The organism is Methylomonas rivi, from assembly GCF_024505165.1.
In the GTDB taxonomy this organism is placed as follows: Bacteria; Pseudomonadota; Gammaproteobacteria; order Methylococcales; family Methylomonadaceae; genus Methylomonas; species Methylomonas rivi.
This window is the reverse complement of the sequence record NZ_JANIBK010000037.1, coordinates 1-16,399: the sequence shown is the minus strand read 5'-3', so window position 1 is coordinate 16,399 and position 16,399 is coordinate 1. Positions and strand designations below refer to the sequence as shown.

Here is a 16,399-nt window from a genome sequence, read left to right as displayed (position 1 = left end):
TTTAGGCAACGGGTTCCCGGTTACTTTTCCAGATAAGTATAGGCGTTTAATCCGGCCGATAATTCTTGCTCGAAAGCCTGCTTTTGCGCGGCATCGAGCGGGGTGTTGGCCAATTTTTGCCGGTAGGCGGTTTTCAGCGCGGCAGTGTCGATATGCACGTAATCCAGCAACTCGCTGACATCCTCGCCTTCCATGAATTCGCCGAAGCGGTAGCCGTCGCCGTCCAGCTCGATGTTAATGGAATGGGTGTCGCCGAACAAATTGTGCATATCGCCCAAAATTTCCTGGTAAGCGCCTACCATGAAAAAGCCGACCAGATACTCTTCGTTTTCGGTAATGGCATGCAGCGGCAGCGTGTTGCTGATGTTTTGCTGATCCACATAGTGGTCGATGCGGCCGTCGGAATCGCAGGTTAGATCTTGCAATACCGCGCGGCGGGTGGGTTGCTGTTCCAGGCGATGTATCGGCATGATGGGGAAAATCTGGTCTATGCCCCAGATATCCGGCATGGATTGAAACAGGGAAAAGTTGCAAAACACTTTATCGGCCAGCTTTTCGTCCAGTTCCCGCAGAATTTCGCGGTGTTGATGATTATGCGGATTCAGGTTGTTTTGAATTTGCTGGCACAAGCCGACATAGGTTTTTTCGGTTTCCGCCAGTTCAGGAAGCGATAAATCGCCCTGTACAAAGCGCGCCCGGGCTTCGGCCATGTCGAATTGGGCGTTATGGTAGGCCTCGCTGATGTTACGGAAAACCGCGGCCGGCAAATTTTCGGCGCCCTGCAGGCTTTCCACTTCGGTGACATTGGTAATCAATACGGCATGATGGGCGGTGATGGCGCGGCCGGATTCGGTGATGATGTTGGGTTGCGGCAGCTTGTGGTCATGGCTGACTTCCGCGAAGCTGCGCACGATATTTTCCGCGTATTCGGTCATGCTGTAATTGATCGAGCATTCCCGCCGCGAGCCGCTGCCGTCGTAATCCACGCCCAGACCGCCGCCGGCATCGACGGTGGCTATCGGGGCACCGAGCTTGTGCAGCTGCAAGTAAAACTGGCCTGCTTCTTTCAGCGCCAGTTTGATGTCGTGAATATTGGCGATCTGCGAACCCATGTGGAAGTGCATCAGTTGCAGGCAATCCAGCATGGATTTTTCCCGCAAGCGGGCAATTAGTTGCAGCACCTCGCTGGCGTGCAGGCCGAATTTGGATTTTTCCCCGCCGCTGTTTTGCCATTTGCCGGCGCTGATGGTGGACAAGCGCACCCGCAAACCGATCAAGGGTCGCACCTTTAATTTGGCCGCCTCCTCGATGATCATTTCCAGTTCGGAGGGTTTTTCGATGACGATGAACACCGATAAACCCATCAGTTGCCCCATCAAGGCCATGCGGATATACAGTCTGTCCTTGTAACCGTTGCAGACGATGGTGCCGCCGGGTTTGGCAAGGCCTAAAATTGCCAGCAATTCCGGTTTGCTGCCGGCTTCCAGGCCGATATGTTCGGCGGAGACGATGCTCTCGACCACATTGCCCTGCTGGTTGACTTTAATCGGATAAACCGGGGTGTAGTGGCCCTGATAATCGTGGGTTAACCGGGCCTGGTCGAACGCCTGTTGTAGGCGGCGAATGCGGTCCGGCAAAATATCGGTAAACCGCACCAGCACCGGAAAGTTTAGGCCTTTGTCTTGCAGCGCTTTGGCAACGCCGTGTAAATCGATTTCGGTTTCGCAGTCGGTTTGCGGTCTGACACAGACATGGCCCTGCTGGTTAATGGAAAAATAACCATTGCCCCATTGTTCGATGGCATAAAGCTGTTTGGATTTTTCAATCGACCATGGTTGTGTATGCACGCACGCTCCTAAAGGACTGTCATAATGGTGCGGAAATTCTAAAGTATAATGATGAAGCTTATATGACTTTTTACAGGACTTTCATCATGCTCGACGATCAATGGTTCAGCGAAGCTCAAGAACCTTCCGGCACCGCCTTTTCACTAAAGATCAAACGCAAACTGCACGAGGAGCAATCCGAGTTTCAGTTTCTGGAAATCTACGAGACCGAGCAGTTCGGCAATCTGATGGTCATCGACGGTTGCACCATGGTGTCGACCCGCGACAACTTCTTTTACCACGAGATGATGAGCCACCCGGTGTTGTATACCCACCCCAATCCGAAAAAAGTCTGGATTATCGGCGGCGGCGATTGCGGCACCCTGCGGGAAGTGCTGAAACACCCCGGTATCGAGCAAGCCGTGCAAATCGATATCGACGAGCGGGTCACCCGGTTGTCCGAAATCTATTTTCCTGAATTGTGCGAGTCGAATAACGATCCGCGCGCCGACCTGAAATTTATCGACGGCATCAAATGGGTGAAAGACGCGGCGCCCAATAGCGTCGACATTATCATCGTCGACAGTACCGACCCGGTCGGCCCGGCGGAGGGCTTATTCAGCGCCGATTTTTATAAAGATTGTTTTAATTGCCTGACCGAAAACGGCATCGTGGTGCAGCAAAGCGAATCGGCGTTGCTGCACATGAAAATCCTGCAGGAAATGCGCGGCGAGATGCAGGCAGGCGGTTTTACCCATTTGCAAACCGTGTTTTTCCCGCAATGTATTTATCCGTCAGGCTGGTGGAGCGCTACCATGGCCGGTAAAAAAGACCTTTCGGCATTCCGCGAGCAGGATGCCGTTAACAAAGGTTTCGATACTGTCTATTACAACAGCGACATCCATAAAGCCAGCTTGGCGATGCCGGAATTTTTTAAAAAGGCCGTTGCATAGAAAACCGGCGCATTGGCCGGGCCCCTATCTGACAGCACTGACAAATTTGTCAGTGCTGGTCATGCTTGGCAGTCGCCAAAACGCTCGATACCCGCCATTTTCTTTAGCCCGGTTCGCCCAGCTGGCCGCCGATGGCCAGCCATTTATCGGGATAAACCCGGCAAAATCCAATTAAAGTCAGTAAAAACGGCGCGTTACGGTGTGCCTGTTATATGGCCTTGGAGACGGCAACTTGAATTCGAGAAGCCGGCCAGTATCGGTTAACTGATGTGGCATGTTAATCGCTTAACTCCAAAAGTCAGCAGGTGGCTTTTGTGTGGGTTTTTAACCCTGCATGAAAAACCTGAAGCGATAAACAACAATGAAAATAATAGGATTAGGTAATGATAAAGATCAAAGCTTTTAATATCGTATTAACCGCGGCCGCATTTGCGGCGGTGTTTCTGTTGTTACCCGCTGATAAAGATAGCGCCGGTGTTACTGAAAACCGCTCTCAGCCTGACTCGGTAAATCATGGCGTCACTCAAAAAGCGAACCGGCAGACTATCAGAGGACACTATTTACATTCGGCTTAATGTAAGCCTAGCTGCCTAAAACCGGCGGGATGCCGCCGTAAAGGCCATGTGATCTACTTAGATCTTCAATACCTACGGGCCCGGTTTTTTGAAACAGATCTCATTGACCGCCCGTAGGGTGTAAGGCTATTTGACCGCCCTAATCAGTTTAATCATGTCGCTACTGGCAGGGTCGATGAAGATGCTGCGAAACGGGCAAGCCTGAACATTTTTTACGGTTTGCCGGTTGATGTTGGCGCCGACCAAGCGAACTATCAGCGGATTTAGCAAGTTCATCACCGCGGCCATGAATTTATTGGAACTGAGCACATGTTCCAGTAATAATAATTGTCCGCCCGGTTTCAACACCCGATAAATCTCTTTCAAGCCTTTCCGGGGTCGCGGTACCGAACAAAACACGAAGCTGGCCACCACGGTATCGAAGCTGTTGTCCGCATAGCACAGCGACTGCACGTCGATTAAATCCAAATGTATATCCAGCTGTTTACGTTCGCGTTTCCTTTCCGCCTGTTCCAGCATTTTCGGGCTAAAGTCTATCGCCGTCATGCGGGCCCTGGGCGGATAGAAATTAAAGTTTTTCCCCGTGCCCACTCCAACTTCCAGAATATGCTGGCCTTCGGCCATGGCCCAAAGTTTTTTGCGTAAACGGCGAAAAATCAGACCTTCCAGAAAACCTTCCAGACCATCGAACCAAGGCGCCAGCCTATCGTAGCGCTGGCGGATTTTATCGCCGTTAACCGACACCCTTAAATTTCCAGTTGTTGGATACCGTCTAAAAACCATTTGGTCTGTTTGCTATTGATCGGCTTAATGAAATGCCAGACTTCCCGAATTTGTTCGGTTTCGCCGTCATCTTCGCGCATGATGGAGTCGAACAGCACCACGGCTTCCAATTCGTTGCCCACTTCGCGTATTTCAAGCAATTCCGGCACGACTTTTAACACCTCGGTCTTGTTATTAGCGCCGGAAGCCTTTAACTGGTCCTGAATTTCCGCAAAGACTTTATCGGTAGTCAGGCCGCGGATAGCGGCGAGATTGGCGCTGTCCCAGGCGGATTGCAAATAACGAAACGCGCTTTCGGCGCCGGCTAAAAATGCGGCTTGATCGAAATCGGCGGGCACGTCAAAGGCAGGCGTATTAAAACCGGCTGCGTTTGCGGGCGCATTTTTACCGAATAACAGGTCGGTATTGAAACCGGTCGGATTTGCACCCGCTTGCGGGGCGCTGTCGTAATCGCCGGCGCCGGTTGGCTCGGAATAACTGCTTCTGTCGTAAGCGTTATTGGCTGCGGGTTGGGATTGACGCGCCTTGGAGGCAAACAAGCGCATCAGCAGAAAAGCGATGCCGGCAAACACCAGGATATCCATAAAATTGATGTTTTCGAAGGCGCCGCCAAAAAACAGCGAGCCCAACAGGCCGCCCAATGCCAAACCGCCCAACATGCCCATTAAACCGCCCCGGCCGGCCCAGCCTTGTCTGGCGGCCTGGTTTTGGGCGGCCGCCTGTTGCTGGCTGGCGGATCGGGTAGGCTGGCTGGTCGGCGAAGGCGATGCGGAGCGTTTATATGGCGCGCTAAAGCTCGGTTTGCCGCCGAACGAACCGCCGCCGCCGAAACGTTTGGCCTGTGCTTCCTGGATACCCGTCATCAGCAAGGTCAAAGTGAAAAAAATGGAAGCCAGAATACGGAATTTTCTGTTCATAATAAGTTGTTGCCTAGTTAAGAAAACGTAAAACGATTAGTTAGGGCGCTAACAGTAATTTCAAGTAGAATAGCCCTTCGCTGTTATCACTACAATACCGTAGCGTATTTAAACACATACCAAGACATCGCCAATCCCGTAATGGTTGCATTGATTCGCCTATTTTTAGTTCTGATACTGGTGTTGCTGCAATTTGCAGCGCCGCTGGTGCATGCGCATATTGGCGAATCCGCGCAGGTCGGCGGTTTGCATCTGCATGAGTTTGAAAACCTGCATGTGCACAAAACCGCTGCCTTTGCCCAAGCAAGGCTCGATCATGCCAGTTGCGTACAGTCGGCCGTTGTCGAATTGGGTTCCGCTATTAAATTAAAGTCGCCCATCGGCGATTTGGACGCGGACTATTGTCTCATCAGCGATAGCCAGGGATGGGTTTTGCAACCCGTGCTCGAGGAGATTAATTTCTCGCCTCACCAGACCGGAAACCTTACCGCCCCTGCCTATAATCAGCATCCGACCCGAGCACCTCCCGCCTGATTCCCTCTCGGTATCCATCGGATACCTGCGTTTGATTTGACCGTTACACGGTCTTAGCCCTCTGTTTTCATTGTTTTGGAGTTCAATATGACAGCATACGGTCATATTAAGGTTTGCCTGGCGTTGGCTTGGCTGGCGGTTTTGCCCTGCCGGGCGGACGATCGGTTGCCGCCCGCCGTGCTTAACCCGTCCGCGCCGATTGGGGCGGAAGGCCAAAAACTATTGGTCGAACATCTCGATCCGGTTGAAGTCGACCCGGCCCTGACCCTGCCGCAATTACTGGAAGAAACCCTACAAAAATATCCCGACCGCTTGATAAACGAAGCGCTGATGCAACAGGCCGAAGCCTGGCAAACCCGCGGCGATAGTTGGCTGGCCGGTTCCACGGCGTTGGCCTTGGATTATGCCGACGACAGGATGGCCAACGATAACGGTTCTCGCGAGGCATCGGCCAATCTGGAATTTACCGTCTGGCTATGGGGGCAGCGGGATGCGGCCCAGCAGGTGGCCTACGAATCGCATCAATCGGCCGGCAAGCAATCGGTCGCCGTGCGTCTGGAGGTGGCCAAATTATTGCGCGAAGCCTTGTGGGACATGGCGCTGGCGGAAAACCGCCTGCAACAGGCGCAAATCAATCTGGATATTTCCGGGCAGTTGTTGCGGAAAGTCGAGCGGCGGGTGGAGTTGGGCGATCTGCCTCGCGCGGATTTGCTGCTGGCGGAAAGCGAACATTTGCAGCATAAGACATTGCTGGCGCAAGCCGAAGCCGAAGTCATGCATAGCCGTAAAAGCTACGCCAGCCTGACCCAAACCACCCGTTTGCCGGCGAATTACCTGGAGCAGCAAAGCACGCTGCAAGCCATTCAGCCCGACCATCCCTTCCTGGCGGCCATCAATGCCTTGGTGGCCAAACAGCACGCCTCGGTCGAGTGGGCGAAAACCACAGACTCGGTCAATCAACCCAAAGTGATCGTCGGCGCCAAGAGCGCGCGGGAGCAACGCGGCGCGGATGACATGCAAAGCGCCAATGTCGGGGTAGTGATTCCCTTTGGCCACAGTACCTATGATGCGCCGGAAATTGCCGCCGCCAACTTGGAACTCAGCCACATCATGGCCCAGCGCGAACATTTGGCCAGGCAACTGGAAAAAGGCCTGCATGAAGCCGAGCATGCCCTGGAAGTGAATCGAGCGGAACTGGTGATTGCCCGGCAATTGAAAGACATCGCCGAGCAGCATTTGAAAATGATGCAGACCAGTTTCGAAGCGGGGGAAATCAATTTGCTGGACTTGCTGAAGGTGCAGGCCCGCAGCCTGGAAGCGGTGCGTAACGCCAAGGAACAGGAAGTCAAATTACAACGCAACATCGCCCTATATAACCAAGCCGTCGGAGTCATGCCATGAGATCAATCATTTTCAGCTTGCTGATCGGCTGCGCATGCGGGGCCTTCGCCGAAGAGATGCAAATTCGGATGAGTGCCGAACAAATCGATAATCTGGCGATTGAAGTGGGGAGCTTGGAGCCGAGCCGGCATTTGTCGGTATTTTATGCGCCGGCCCGGGTGGCGGTACCCGTGAATAGGGAGTTACTGTTGACGGCATCGCAGCCGGGGTTGTTGACGCAATTGCAGGCCAATCTGGGCGATAAGGTGCAAAAAGGCCAGGTTCTGGCGCAAATGCATAGCCCCGAGCTGGTGGCTTTGCAGCAGCAATATCTGACGGCGCGCAGTAATTTACAGTTGGCGAGTCTGGAGCAGCAGCGGGACAAAACCTTGCTGGCGGAAGGCGTCATAGCCGAAAGGCGCTGGCAGGAAACCCAGGCCATGCACAACAGCAAAGCGGCGTTGGCGGATGAAGCCAAACAGCTGTTACTGATGGCGGGCATGACGGCCCCTGACATAAGCGCTTTGGACAAAACCCGCAAACTCGACAGCCTGTTGAATCTGCGGGCGCCGATAAGCGGTGTGGTTTTGGAGCGCTTGGCAACCCTGGGTTCGCGCTTGGACATACAGGCGCCCATTTACCGCATCGGCGACCTGTCCGAACTGTGGCTGGAGATCAATATTCCGCAGGAACGCATGGACAGCGTGCATATAGGCGATTGGGTCGAGGACGAAACCGGCCGGGTGCGCGCCAAAATAACCCTGTTGGGGCAAAGCGTAAACCGGGAAAATCAAACCCTGCTGGCTCGCGCGGCTGTGCAAGGCGGAGCGGATAACTTGCGCGTGGGGCAGCATCTCAGCGTACAAATCAAGCAGGCCGGCCAGCAAACCGGGTTTAAAGTGCCCAACGCGGCCATTGCCCAAAACAGCGGCCGATCCTATGTGTTTGTGCGTAATGCGGAAGGTTTTACCGTCACCGAAGTCGATGTGTTGGGGCGGCAGGATGCCGAATCGTTGATTAGCGGGCCCTTGAAGGGACAAGAGCGGATTGCCGTGCGCGGCGCGGTGGCCTTAAAAGCCAATTGGTTGGGCATGGGCGGAGACGAATGATGACTGCATTGATTCGTTTTGCGCTGTCGCAGCGCCTGATGATGTGCTTGTTGGTGGTTTTGCTGGCGGGTAGCGGTTATTTCGCCTTTAAAAACTTGCCTATCGACGCCTTTCCGGAAGTTTCGCCGACCCAGGTCAAAATCATCGTCAAAGCCAACGGCATGACCCCGGAGGAAGTGGAAACCCGCATCACCGCGCCGATTGAGGTGGAATTATTGGGTATTCCGCACCAGACCATGCTGCGCTCGTTGGCCAAATACGCCATAACCGACATCACCCTGGATTTCGAGGAAGGCACCGATATTTATTGGGCCCGGCAGCAGGTGGCCGAGCGCTTGAACGGCATCTGGGGTAATTTGCCTGACGGCGTGCAGGGCGGCATCGCGCCGATGACCACGCCGCTGGGCGAAATGTTTATGTTTGCCATCGAAGGCGGCGATTTGAGTTTGATGGAACGCCGAACCCTGCTGGATTGGGTGCTGCGGCCGGCCTTGCGCACCGTGCCGGGCGTGGCGGACGTCAACGCCTTGGGCGGCGTGGTGCGCAGCTTTGAGGTGGTGCCCGACAACCTGCGCATGGCTTCGCGCAATATCGACATGGCTCGGTTGACGGCGGCACTGCAAACCAATAACCGCAACGACGGCGCCGGCCGCTTGAGCGAAGGCGAAGAAGCGCTGATTGTGCGCGCCGAAGGCCGCATCAAAACCGAGCAGGATATCCGGGCCATCGTCATCGCCCAAAATGACGGCCAGCCGATCCGGGTGGATGACGTGGCGGAGGTGCGTATCGGCTCCTTGACGCGCTACGGCGCGGTCAGTAAAGACGGCCTGGGCGAAGCCGCCACCGCTGTCATATTGAGTTTGCGCGGCGCCAATGCCAGGCAAACGGTGGAGCTTATCGAAGCCAAGTTGGCCGAGATACAAGCCACCTTGCCGGAAGGGGTGAAAATCAATGTGTTCTACAACCGGGGCGTTTTGGTCGGTAAGGCGGTGCATACCGTCACCCAAGCCCTGCTGGAAGCCATCGTGCTGGTGGTGGTGTTGCTGATTCTGTTTTTAGGCGATTTGCGCGCCGCATTGACGGTGGCACTGGCGTTACCGATGGCGGCCTTATTCACCTTTATTATGATGAAGGCATTCGGCATGTCCGCCAATTTGATGAGTCTGGGCGGCTTGGCGATAGCCATCGGTATGCTGGTGGACGGCGCGGTGGTGGTGGTGGAAAACATCATCACCCAGTTGGCCGATCATGAAAAAGCCGAACGCCTGCCCCGTTTGCACATGATTTACCGCGCCACCCGGGAAGTGGCGGCGCCTGTTACGTCCGGCATATTGATCATCATCATCGTCTTTCTGCCCTTGCTGACTCTGCAAGGATTGGAAGGCAAACTGTTCGGCCCGGTCGCCATGACCATCGTATTTGCCTTAAGCGGGTCGTTGATATTGTCCCTGACCGTGATTCCGGTTTTGGCTTCTTTTCTGCTCACCCATGTTTCGCACGAAGAACCGTGGTTGCCGCGGCAGCTGCAACGTTTATACGAGCCGTTGCTGGTCTGGTGCATGGATAACAGTAAAAAAATCTTTATCACGGCGGGCGGTTTGTTGGTGTTGACGGTCTTGGTGTTTAGCCAAATCGGCAGTACGTTTATGCCGACCATGGACGAAGGCGACATCATCGTGCAACTGGAAAAGTTACCCTCCATTACCCTGCAGGATTCGGTGAAACTGGACATACAGGTGCAAAAAAACATTCTCGAACATATTCCTGAGGTCGAGACCGTGGTATCGCGGGTGGGTACCGACGAACTGGGGCTGGACCCCATGGGCCTGAACGAAACCGATACCTTTTTGGTGCTTAAACCCAAGGAAGAATGGCGGGCGGCGAATAAGGAGGATTTGATCGAATCCATACGCGGCATCATGTCGCATACGCCCGGGATTGCTTTCGGATTTACGCAGCCGATAGAAATGCGGGTATCGGAAATGTTGACCGGGACGCGCGGTGACGTGGCGATCAAATTATTCGGCCCCGATCTGGATGTATTGAATCGCAAAGGCGAGGAAATCGAAGCCTTGTTGCATACCATTAAAGGCGCTAGCGATGTATTCATGCGCAAAAACGAAGGCATGCAGTTTTTGCAACTGAGCATAGACAGGCAGGCGGCCGGCCGCTTCGGCCTGGATGCCGATAGTATCGAAAACATGTTGCGGGCGCAGATCGAAGGCGTGCAGCTGGGCATTGTGCAGGAAGGCATTAAGCGTACCCCGCTGCTGTTGCGCGGCGATAGCAACACGGCAAACTTTGCCAATCTGCAGATTACCCTGCCGGGCGGCGATCATGTGCCCATTACCGCGCTGGCGAAAATCCAGCAGGTCGAGGGCGTGGTTTCGATAGGCCGGGAAAAAGGCCAGCGTTTCGTGGTGATCCGCAGCAATGTGGAGGGCCGAGATTTGGTGGGTTTCGTCGACGAAGCGCGTAAGTTGGTGGCCGAAAAAGTCCAGTTGCCGATCGGCTACCGTATCGAGTTCGGCGGCCAGTTTGAGAATCAACAACGTGCCGCGGCCAGATTGTCGCTGGTGATTCCGGTTTCATTGGGCTTGATATTTTTGCTGTTGTTTACCACTTTTGGTTCGGTCAGGCAGGCGGTTTTGGTGTTGGCCAACATTCCCATGGCCATGATAGGCGGAGTTTTTGCGTTGTGGGCCTCCGGAGAATATCTGTCCGTGCCGGCCTCGGTCGGCTTTATCGCGCTGTTGGGTATCGCGGTATTGAACGGCGTGGTAATGGTGACCTATTTCAATCAGCTGTGCGCGAGCGGTATGGAGTTATCCCGAGTGGTGATAGTCGGTTCGGCGCGGCGGTTAAGGCCAGTATTGATGACCGCCAGCATCGCGGCGTTCGGTTTGATTCCGTTACTGTTCGCTTCCGGGCCGGGCTCTGAAATACAGCGGCCATTGGCGATAGTGGTGACCGGCGGTCTGGTTTCTTCGACGTTTTTAACCTTAATTTTATTGCCCATTCTGTATCAATTATTCGGGCAAGGCCGGGAGCAAACCGCATGACGCACGACACTTATCTAATAACCATCAATGTCTCGCCGGCGCTCGAGGAGGCGGTGGTCGACTGCCTGTTGACCTTCGAAACCGCGCAAGGATTTTCCAGTTTCCCGGTCAATGCGCACGATCACCGCAATCGGGGGCTGTCGGTTGCGGAACAGGTGACCGGCCGCCAGCGTAAAATCCGCTTTCAAATGTATATCGATAAAGAAGATGTCTCCGCTTTCATAACCAAAATAAAAGCCAATTTTACCGGTACCGGGCTGCATTATTGGGTAGTGCCGGTACTGGAACATGGCGAAATTTAATCGAATCTTAAGCAGATTTTAAGTTTGAATGCTATGCTTTTTGCGGTGCCGCGATTAATATTTGATTGCGGAGAATTGTGTTTCTGCAGACATCCGATATGAATATTTTTTTAAGACGAATTCCTGCCAACACCCAGCACGCTGAAATATCCGAATTTGTCGGTCCGGCTTTAAAAAAAGGTTTATTTAGTAAATCCGGGCAGATACTGAATATTGAGATTTTGGCGCTACGGGATACCCGGCTCGATTCGATCGAATATCATGGTCTGGTGACTCTGGATTCGGAATGGAGCGTTAAGCTCGCGGTGAAGAATCTGAAAAACCGGCGCTTGAACGGGCGCTATGTAGCGGTCAGACCTTATTACCACCGTAGCTGGGACAATGACCATCGCCAACAACAAACGCATGCCGATGACGCCAACTTTTTAGAGAAGCGCCACGGCGACAGACGCCGAGGTAAACATTTGGAAGTCATAAAAAACATTTCCGATCAGTTTAGTTCCAAGGACGAATTTTGCAACGCCCTGCACCACCAGCAATTTCAGGTGACATTTATCGTGCCCGCCGAAATCGAAATGGCCGTGGCGGAATGTTTGGTGGGTTTTGAGATCGAACATACCGATCCTTTAGGCGAGCTGGACTCGCCCGACCACCGCATTACCCGCTTTATGACCGAACTGGAAGGGCCGGAAAAAAAATCGCGCCGCTTTCAATTTTTTGCCAATAAGCTGGTGATTACCGAGGTATTGCAAAAGATCAAAACCCAGTTTTCCAGTAAAAACATTTATTATTGGATAACACCCGTGGTTGAATTTGGGATCATTTGAATCGGTAAACATAGAAATTCGCGATGATCATTTTCCTGAGAAGGATACCCGCCACCACTAAACTCAGCGATCTTTTGGAATTTGTCAGACCGGCAATAACCGGCGGACTTTTTAGAAAGTCGGGCAGAGTCGTAGGCATCAAAATTCTCGAATTGCAGGATAAACGTTTCAAGGCGCTGGAATTTCACGGCTTGATTACCGTGGAACCCGACGCGGTGGCGGCGAGGGCCATTGACCGCTTGAAAGGCCAGCGTTTTAAAGGCAAGCTGGTCGTCGTCAGGCAATACAACCAAAGAGACTGGCACAACGATCCGCGCCAAAATCATAAAATAACTGTTACCCAGCATTTGTCGGATAGGCGCAAGGGTTGCCGCCGCCGCGGTAAAGAGCTTGAGTTGGTTCGCGACATTTCCGAAAATTTCAGCAGTAGCGGCGACTTTGTCCGCAAAAATATTTAAAAGTCTTTCGGCTTCAGTAACAAACGTCCGCTATGAGAATCCGCGCTAAAGTGCCGCATTATGTGTGCAAATTCGTTTTGACTATGCCCGGTTTTTGCATACGCTAGCGCAGCGTACCGGGTTTGAGATCGAGTCTCTTCGCCGCGCCACGAATTCACAGTTTCGGCCAATAACCACCCAGCAACAACCAACGAACGCAAACCAGCGCGTTGCGGCCAATGACTTGGCTCAAAAAAACTATTTGGAGTTTTTTATCCTCCGCATTTGCGTTTCAAGGCCTAATTGATTTGGATGCATTCCAACGACAACCTCAAAAAGCATCTCTCGATGCACAGAGTGCCGTTTATCGATTTCAAAGAAATTAAAGCACCCCGACCTAGCGTATTTAAGCGGGAATTATTCCCGATCATCCAAGTCCCTACTGGCCGAAAGCTCATAATAAGTTATTCTCGACAACTTTGAATCGCGATTCTTCAAATAAAGGGAATCTCTAAAAATGACATTTTAGAAGTTCGCATTAAAGTAAATTCAATACTTTACAAACGTCAAAATGCTTGAATTTTGAATTATTAGAGGCTCCCTAAAGATGCTTATTGCAGGTAAAAAGCGAATTTTTGTCGTCACCGTCTGGCTGGTGCTGACGTCTTTGTTTGCCACAGCCGTTAATGCTCAAAATATACCGCAGCTGGCCACGGCGAATCGGCCATCACCCATTACCGATACGTTCGGGGACCGCTTGCGAACGCTCGCCAACGAGAGCATCGCTGGTTTACAAAACCGCGTCGCGGCCGGCGTTCCGTTTCTACCGGCCGAACGTACGTCTAGGCTCGACCGTCTGCGGCAATTGCCGGACGGCAACGATCCCGAATTGACCGAGAAGTACCGGCGCATTCTGGAGGCCTACCGCATCGAACTCGATTACGCGAAGAGCATTGAAACCTATCAGGACGTATTGCATAACGCTGGCAGCCAGCGTTTGGTGGAATTTTTGCGCGTCGGCAGGTTGGGGTTGTATTACCAAACCCTTGACGGCCGCGAATCCGGCGTTTGGGACGCTAAACAAGGGCAATGGCGCCACCTCGCCAGCGAAGACAACGAGGATATCAGTCTGGATTTGCGGATCGCGAAAAAGCTGGAACCGCCGCAATTGATGATGGTGCCGCTGTTCGGCGCCGAGTCGTTGCCAAGGTCCGTCCGGTCAAGCGGCGAAAATCCGCAACCACCCTGGACTGTTGCAGCGACAGAACCAGCCGAAATGGCTTTGGCCGGCAAGGAAAGCTTGTTCGCCGCGCTGCGCGAATTCGCCGCCAATCTGAAAAGCGATTATCCCTGGCCTTTGCTGGGCCTGGCGGGGGTGACTGAAAGCAACTTGCTGGAGCGGTTGGCGGATAGCCGGGCCATGGCCACGCCCGAAGGCGTGGCGGAATTATTCGCGCTGCTGAACAAACTGCTGGATGCGCAATCCCGCAGTCTGAAATTCAACGCGGCGGTTTATGCGCCCACCGGCGTGGCAACCGAGCGGGAAGTGGTGCGGATTGGCGACTTCGGCTTGATCGCCGACGGCCGTTATCTGGCCTATAACCGCGACACCGCCCGCCTTGCGGAAATCCCGCGCCAACCCGGTTCGGCGATACTGGCGCAGGCGAGACAATTTGCCGGGCAGGAATCGGCTTCGTTGTGTCGCGTGGCGATCGACCCGTCTTCCGGGCAGACCTTGCAATTGCTGGTACAGATTCCCAGTCTGGCGGAGCGGATCGACCAGGGCGGTCCGGTCGGTTACCTGATCCTTGTATTAGCCGGTTTGGCGTTGACGCTGAGCGTTTACCGCTTCGCGCAACTGACGCGGGCCGGCAAATGTATGCGCAGGCAATTGCTTGGCGGCAATTGGCAGCCGGATAACCCGCTCGGCCGCATGCTGAGCAAACTGGAACAGTCGCCGATGAACGACGACGAAGCGTTGTATCTGGTGATCGAAGATGCGCTGGCGGCGGAACAGGCCAAGCTGGATTACGGCCTGACCTTTTTGAAACTGATCGCCGCGATTGCACCGATGTTGGGCCTGTTGGGTACGGTAACCGGTATGATCGAAACCTTTCAGGCTATTGCCCTGCAGGGTTCCGGAGACCCGAAACTGATGTCCGGGGGGATTTCCGAAGCCTTGGTAACCACCGTGGAAGGGCTGGTCACCGCCATTCCCATCTTGCTGCTGCATAGCCTGCTAAGCGGTAAAAGCCAGGCGTTGGGCGCGCTGTTGGAAGCCCACGCTTCCGCCGCGCTTGCGCAACGTTTGGAAGCGCGTCACCCGGTGCCGGGTAACCCCTAATCGACATGCCTGAGTTTTCCGACACGTTGGCGGCATTCCATCGGGCCGAACAGCATATCGAAGACCTCATGGCACTGGGCGGGCCGGTGATGTGGCCGCTGCTTATCGTGTCCATCCTGCTTTGGACCCTGGTGCTGGAGCGTTACTGGTTTATGTTCTCGATTTTGCCGCGATTGATCGCTTACCAACAAGCCAGCGCACCATCCGCCGCCAGCCGGATAATTGCCCAAACCGAAACCTTGTTGGCCATCCGGCGGTTTTTAAGGCTGATCAAAACCCTGGCGGGCGTGCTGCCGATGCTGGGGCTGTTGGGCACGGTGACCGGGATTATCGAAACCTTCGATCTGATCCGGGTCTTTGGCAGCGCCGAACCCCGTATCGTTGCCCGCGGCATCTCGCAAGCCTTGATTACCACCCTGGCAGGCCTGGTGATGGGCTTATTCGGAGTGGGCATCGGCTACGACCTCAATCGGCGCGCCATGGCTGCGGAAGCGAAAATCCACCAAGTGTTGAAACCATGAGAAGACGTAAACGTTTCAATCTAAGGGTACGTCCCGAAGACGACAACAGCGATGCGATCAACCTGACGCCGTTGATCGATATGGTATTCATTCTGTTGATCTTTTTTTTGGTGACCACCTCCTTTATTCGCGAATCGTCGGTAGCGGTGCGCCGCCCGCATGCCGATACCGCGCAGTCGCAAGCCAATGCCGATCTGGTAGTCACTATCAGCGCCGACGAGCAGATCTGGCTAAATAATAGCGCGGTCGATATTCGCCTGTTGCGTGCCAGCGTAGAGGCGCAAAATCCGGCCGGAGGTAGCCGCTCGGCGATTATCCTGGCCGATCAAATGACCAGTACCGGCTTGCTGGTCAAGGTCATGGACCAACTGCGTCTGGCCGGATTCGAGAATATTTCGGTTGCCGCCAGTTCCGGCGATAGTTGATGACGACGGCAAGCGGCACCGCCCGGCCGAACCGGAAAGTTCTCGTGCCCAGCCTGGCTTTGTTGGCCGCCGTGACGGTTAACATCGGTTTGTTATTATTGATCGGCGCGTTGATCAGCGACCGGCGCATCGAACTGGCGCAACAACCGCAACTGCAGCCGATCGATTTCGTGCGAGTGCGCCCCAAGCCGCAGCCGATCGGAAGTAAATCGCCGGTCGAGGCTGCCGCCATTCAGCAGGCGCCCGCTCAGCCCCATCCAACCGTGACAAAGCAGATACCCGCGCCGAGAAAACCGCGGCAGGCAAAAACCGAAAAGCGGGTAGCGCCTCAAAAAGAACTTTTCGGGGTTGCAGCGCCGCGGCTGGACATTCCCGCCCTGGGCGACGGTGCGGCATTTCCCAGC

Annotated in this window: 15 protein-coding genes and 1 pseudogene; 13 read left to right on the top strand and 3 right to left on the bottom strand. The window is 54.1% G+C overall.

Annotation, left to right across the window (positions count from 1 at the left end; translation table 11 throughout):
- Window positions 1-20: 20 nt before the first annotated feature.
- Window positions 21-1,847 (bottom strand): biosynthetic arginine decarboxylase, encoded by a 1,827-nt coding sequence (gene speA / locus NP596_RS09185; RefSeq protein ID WP_256615025.1) that lies wholly within the window; start codon window positions 1,845-1,847, stop codon window positions 21-23.
- Window positions 1,848-1,933: 86 nt separating this feature from the next.
- On the opposite strand from speA, the gene speE reads away from it, so the two are divergent.
- The gene (gene speE, locus NP596_RS09180) at window positions 1,934-2,779 is read left to right on the top strand and encodes a polyamine aminopropyltransferase (RefSeq protein ID WP_256615024.1); all 846 of its coding nucleotides are present in this window, start codon (window positions 1,934-1,936) and stop codon (window positions 2,777-2,779) included.
- Between the two features lie 383 nt (window positions 2,780-3,162).
- Complete coding sequence (locus NP596_RS09175) at window positions 3,163-3,354, top strand: hypothetical protein (protein WP_256615023.1); 192 nt, start codon at window positions 3,163-3,165, stop codon at window positions 3,352-3,354.
- Window positions 3,355-3,480: 126 nt separating this feature from the next.
- Here the strand turns inward: NP596_RS09175 and NP596_RS09170 are convergent, their stop codons facing one another.
- Both NP596_RS09170 and NP596_RS09165 read right to left on the bottom strand, forming a co-directional pair.
- Window positions 3,481-4,098: a class I SAM-dependent methyltransferase gene (locus NP596_RS09170; protein ID WP_256615022.1), complete on the bottom strand. Its 618-nt coding sequence runs from the start codon at window positions 4,096-4,098 to the stop codon at window positions 3,481-3,483.
- A gap of 2 nt (window positions 4,099-4,100) precedes the next feature.
- The gene (locus NP596_RS09165; RefSeq protein WP_256615021.1) at window positions 4,101-5,054 is read right to left on the bottom strand and encodes a Tim44 domain-containing protein; all 954 of its coding nucleotides are present in this window, start codon (window positions 5,052-5,054) and stop codon (window positions 4,101-4,103) included.
- A gap of 141 nt (window positions 5,055-5,195) precedes the next feature.
- Here NP596_RS09165 and NP596_RS09160 point away from each other — a divergent pair, with 141 nt between their 5' ends.
- The 11 genes and pseudogenes from NP596_RS09160 to NP596_RS09110 all read left to right on the top strand — a co-directional run.
- Window positions 5,196-5,588, top strand: a complete 393-nt coding sequence (locus NP596_RS09160; protein ID WP_256615020.1) for a hypothetical protein — start codon at window positions 5,196-5,198, stop codon at window positions 5,586-5,588.
- An 87-nt stretch (window positions 5,589-5,675) separates the two neighbouring features.
- On the top strand, window positions 5,676-6,989 hold the full coding sequence (locus tag NP596_RS09155) for a TolC family protein (protein WP_256615019.1): 1,314 nt from the start codon (window positions 5,676-5,678) through the stop codon (window positions 6,987-6,989).
- The gene (locus NP596_RS09150) at window positions 6,986-8,077 is read left to right on the top strand and encodes an efflux RND transporter periplasmic adaptor subunit (protein WP_256615018.1); all 1,092 of its coding nucleotides are present in this window, start codon (window positions 6,986-6,988) and stop codon (window positions 8,075-8,077) included. The genes NP596_RS09155 and NP596_RS09150 overlap by 4 nt, the downstream gene beginning before the upstream one ends.
- On the top strand, window positions 8,077-11,139 hold the full coding sequence (locus tag NP596_RS09145) for an efflux RND transporter permease subunit (RefSeq protein WP_256615017.1): 3,063 nt from the start codon (window positions 8,077-8,079) through the stop codon (window positions 11,137-11,139). The genes NP596_RS09150 and NP596_RS09145 overlap by 1 nt, the downstream gene beginning before the upstream one ends.
- Window positions 11,136-11,441, top strand: a complete 306-nt coding sequence (locus NP596_RS09140) for a DUF3240 family protein (protein WP_256615016.1) — start codon at window positions 11,136-11,138, stop codon at window positions 11,439-11,441. Before NP596_RS09145 ends, NP596_RS09140 begins: the two co-directional genes overlap by 4 nt.
- A 98-nt stretch (window positions 11,442-11,539) precedes the next feature.
- Window positions 11,540-12,268, top strand: coding sequence for an RNA recognition motif domain-containing protein (locus NP596_RS09135; protein WP_256615015.1), 729 nt, complete (start codon window positions 11,540-11,542; stop codon window positions 12,266-12,268).
- A 23-nt stretch (window positions 12,269-12,291) separates the two neighbouring features.
- Window positions 12,292-12,726, top strand: coding sequence for an RNA recognition motif domain-containing protein (locus NP596_RS09130; RefSeq protein ID WP_256615014.1), 435 nt, complete (start codon window positions 12,292-12,294; stop codon window positions 12,724-12,726).
- 586 nt (window positions 12,727-13,312) lie between these two features.
- Complete coding sequence (locus NP596_RS09125) at window positions 13,313-15,049, top strand: DUF3450 family protein (protein ID WP_256615012.1); 1,737 nt, start codon at window positions 13,313-13,315, stop codon at window positions 15,047-15,049.
- Between the two features lie 5 nt (window positions 15,050-15,054).
- Window positions 15,055-15,570 (top strand): MotA/TolQ/ExbB proton channel family protein, encoded by a 516-nt coding sequence (locus tag NP596_RS09120; protein ID WP_256615011.1) that lies wholly within the window; start codon window positions 15,055-15,057, stop codon window positions 15,568-15,570.
- Window positions 15,567-15,995, top strand: a complete 429-nt coding sequence (locus tag NP596_RS09115) for an ExbD/TolR family protein (protein ID WP_256615010.1) — start codon at window positions 15,567-15,569, stop codon at window positions 15,993-15,995. The genes NP596_RS09120 and NP596_RS09115 overlap by 4 nt, the downstream gene beginning before the upstream one ends.
- Window positions 15,995-16,399 (top strand): annotated as a pseudogene (locus tag NP596_RS09110) (hypothetical protein); the annotation flags it as partial. The gene NP596_RS09115 and the pseudogene NP596_RS09110, both read left to right, overlap by 1 nt.

What these genes read in the sequence shown, in the direction of transcription:
- NP596_RS09160 (WP_256615020.1), top strand. Translation starts at nt 5,196, where the DNA reads ATGGTTGCATTGATTCGCCTATTTTTAGTTCTGATACTGGTGTTGCTG.
- NP596_RS09135 (WP_256615015.1), top strand. Translation starts at nt 11,540, where the DNA reads ATGAATATTTTTTTAAGACGAATTCCTGCCAACACCCAGCACGCTGAA.
- NP596_RS09140 (WP_256615016.1), top strand. Translation starts at nt 11,136, where the DNA reads ATGACGCACGACACTTATCTAATAACCATCAATGTCTCGCCGGCGCTC.
- NP596_RS09130 (WP_256615014.1), top strand. Translation starts at nt 12,292, where the DNA reads ATGATCATTTTCCTGAGAAGGATACCCGCCACCACTAAACTCAGCGAT.
- NP596_RS09155 (WP_256615019.1), top strand. Translation starts at nt 5,676, where the DNA reads ATGACAGCATACGGTCATATTAAGGTTTGCCTGGCGTTGGCTTGGCTG.
- NP596_RS09115 (WP_256615010.1), top strand. Translation starts at nt 15,567, where the DNA reads ATGAGAAGACGTAAACGTTTCAATCTAAGGGTACGTCCCGAAGACGAC.
- speE (WP_256615024.1), top strand. Translation starts at nt 1,934, where the DNA reads ATGCTCGACGATCAATGGTTCAGCGAAGCTCAAGAACCTTCCGGCACC.
- NP596_RS09120 (WP_256615011.1), top strand. Translation starts at nt 15,055, where the DNA reads ATGCCTGAGTTTTCCGACACGTTGGCGGCATTCCATCGGGCCGAACAG.
- NP596_RS09150 (WP_256615018.1), top strand. Translation starts at nt 6,986, where the DNA reads ATGAGATCAATCATTTTCAGCTTGCTGATCGGCTGCGCATGCGGGGCC.
- NP596_RS09125 (WP_256615012.1), top strand. Translation starts at nt 13,313, where the DNA reads ATGCTTATTGCAGGTAAAAAGCGAATTTTTGTCGTCACCGTCTGGCTG.
- NP596_RS09145 (WP_256615017.1), top strand. Translation starts at nt 8,077, where the DNA reads ATGACTGCATTGATTCGTTTTGCGCTGTCGCAGCGCCTGATGATGTGC.
- NP596_RS09175 (WP_256615023.1), top strand. Translation starts at nt 3,163, where the DNA reads ATGATAAAGATCAAAGCTTTTAATATCGTATTAACCGCGGCCGCATTT.
- NP596_RS09165 (WP_256615021.1), bottom strand. Translation starts at nt 5,054, where the DNA reads ATGAACAGAAAATTCCGTATTCTGGCTTCCATTTTTTTCACTTTGACC.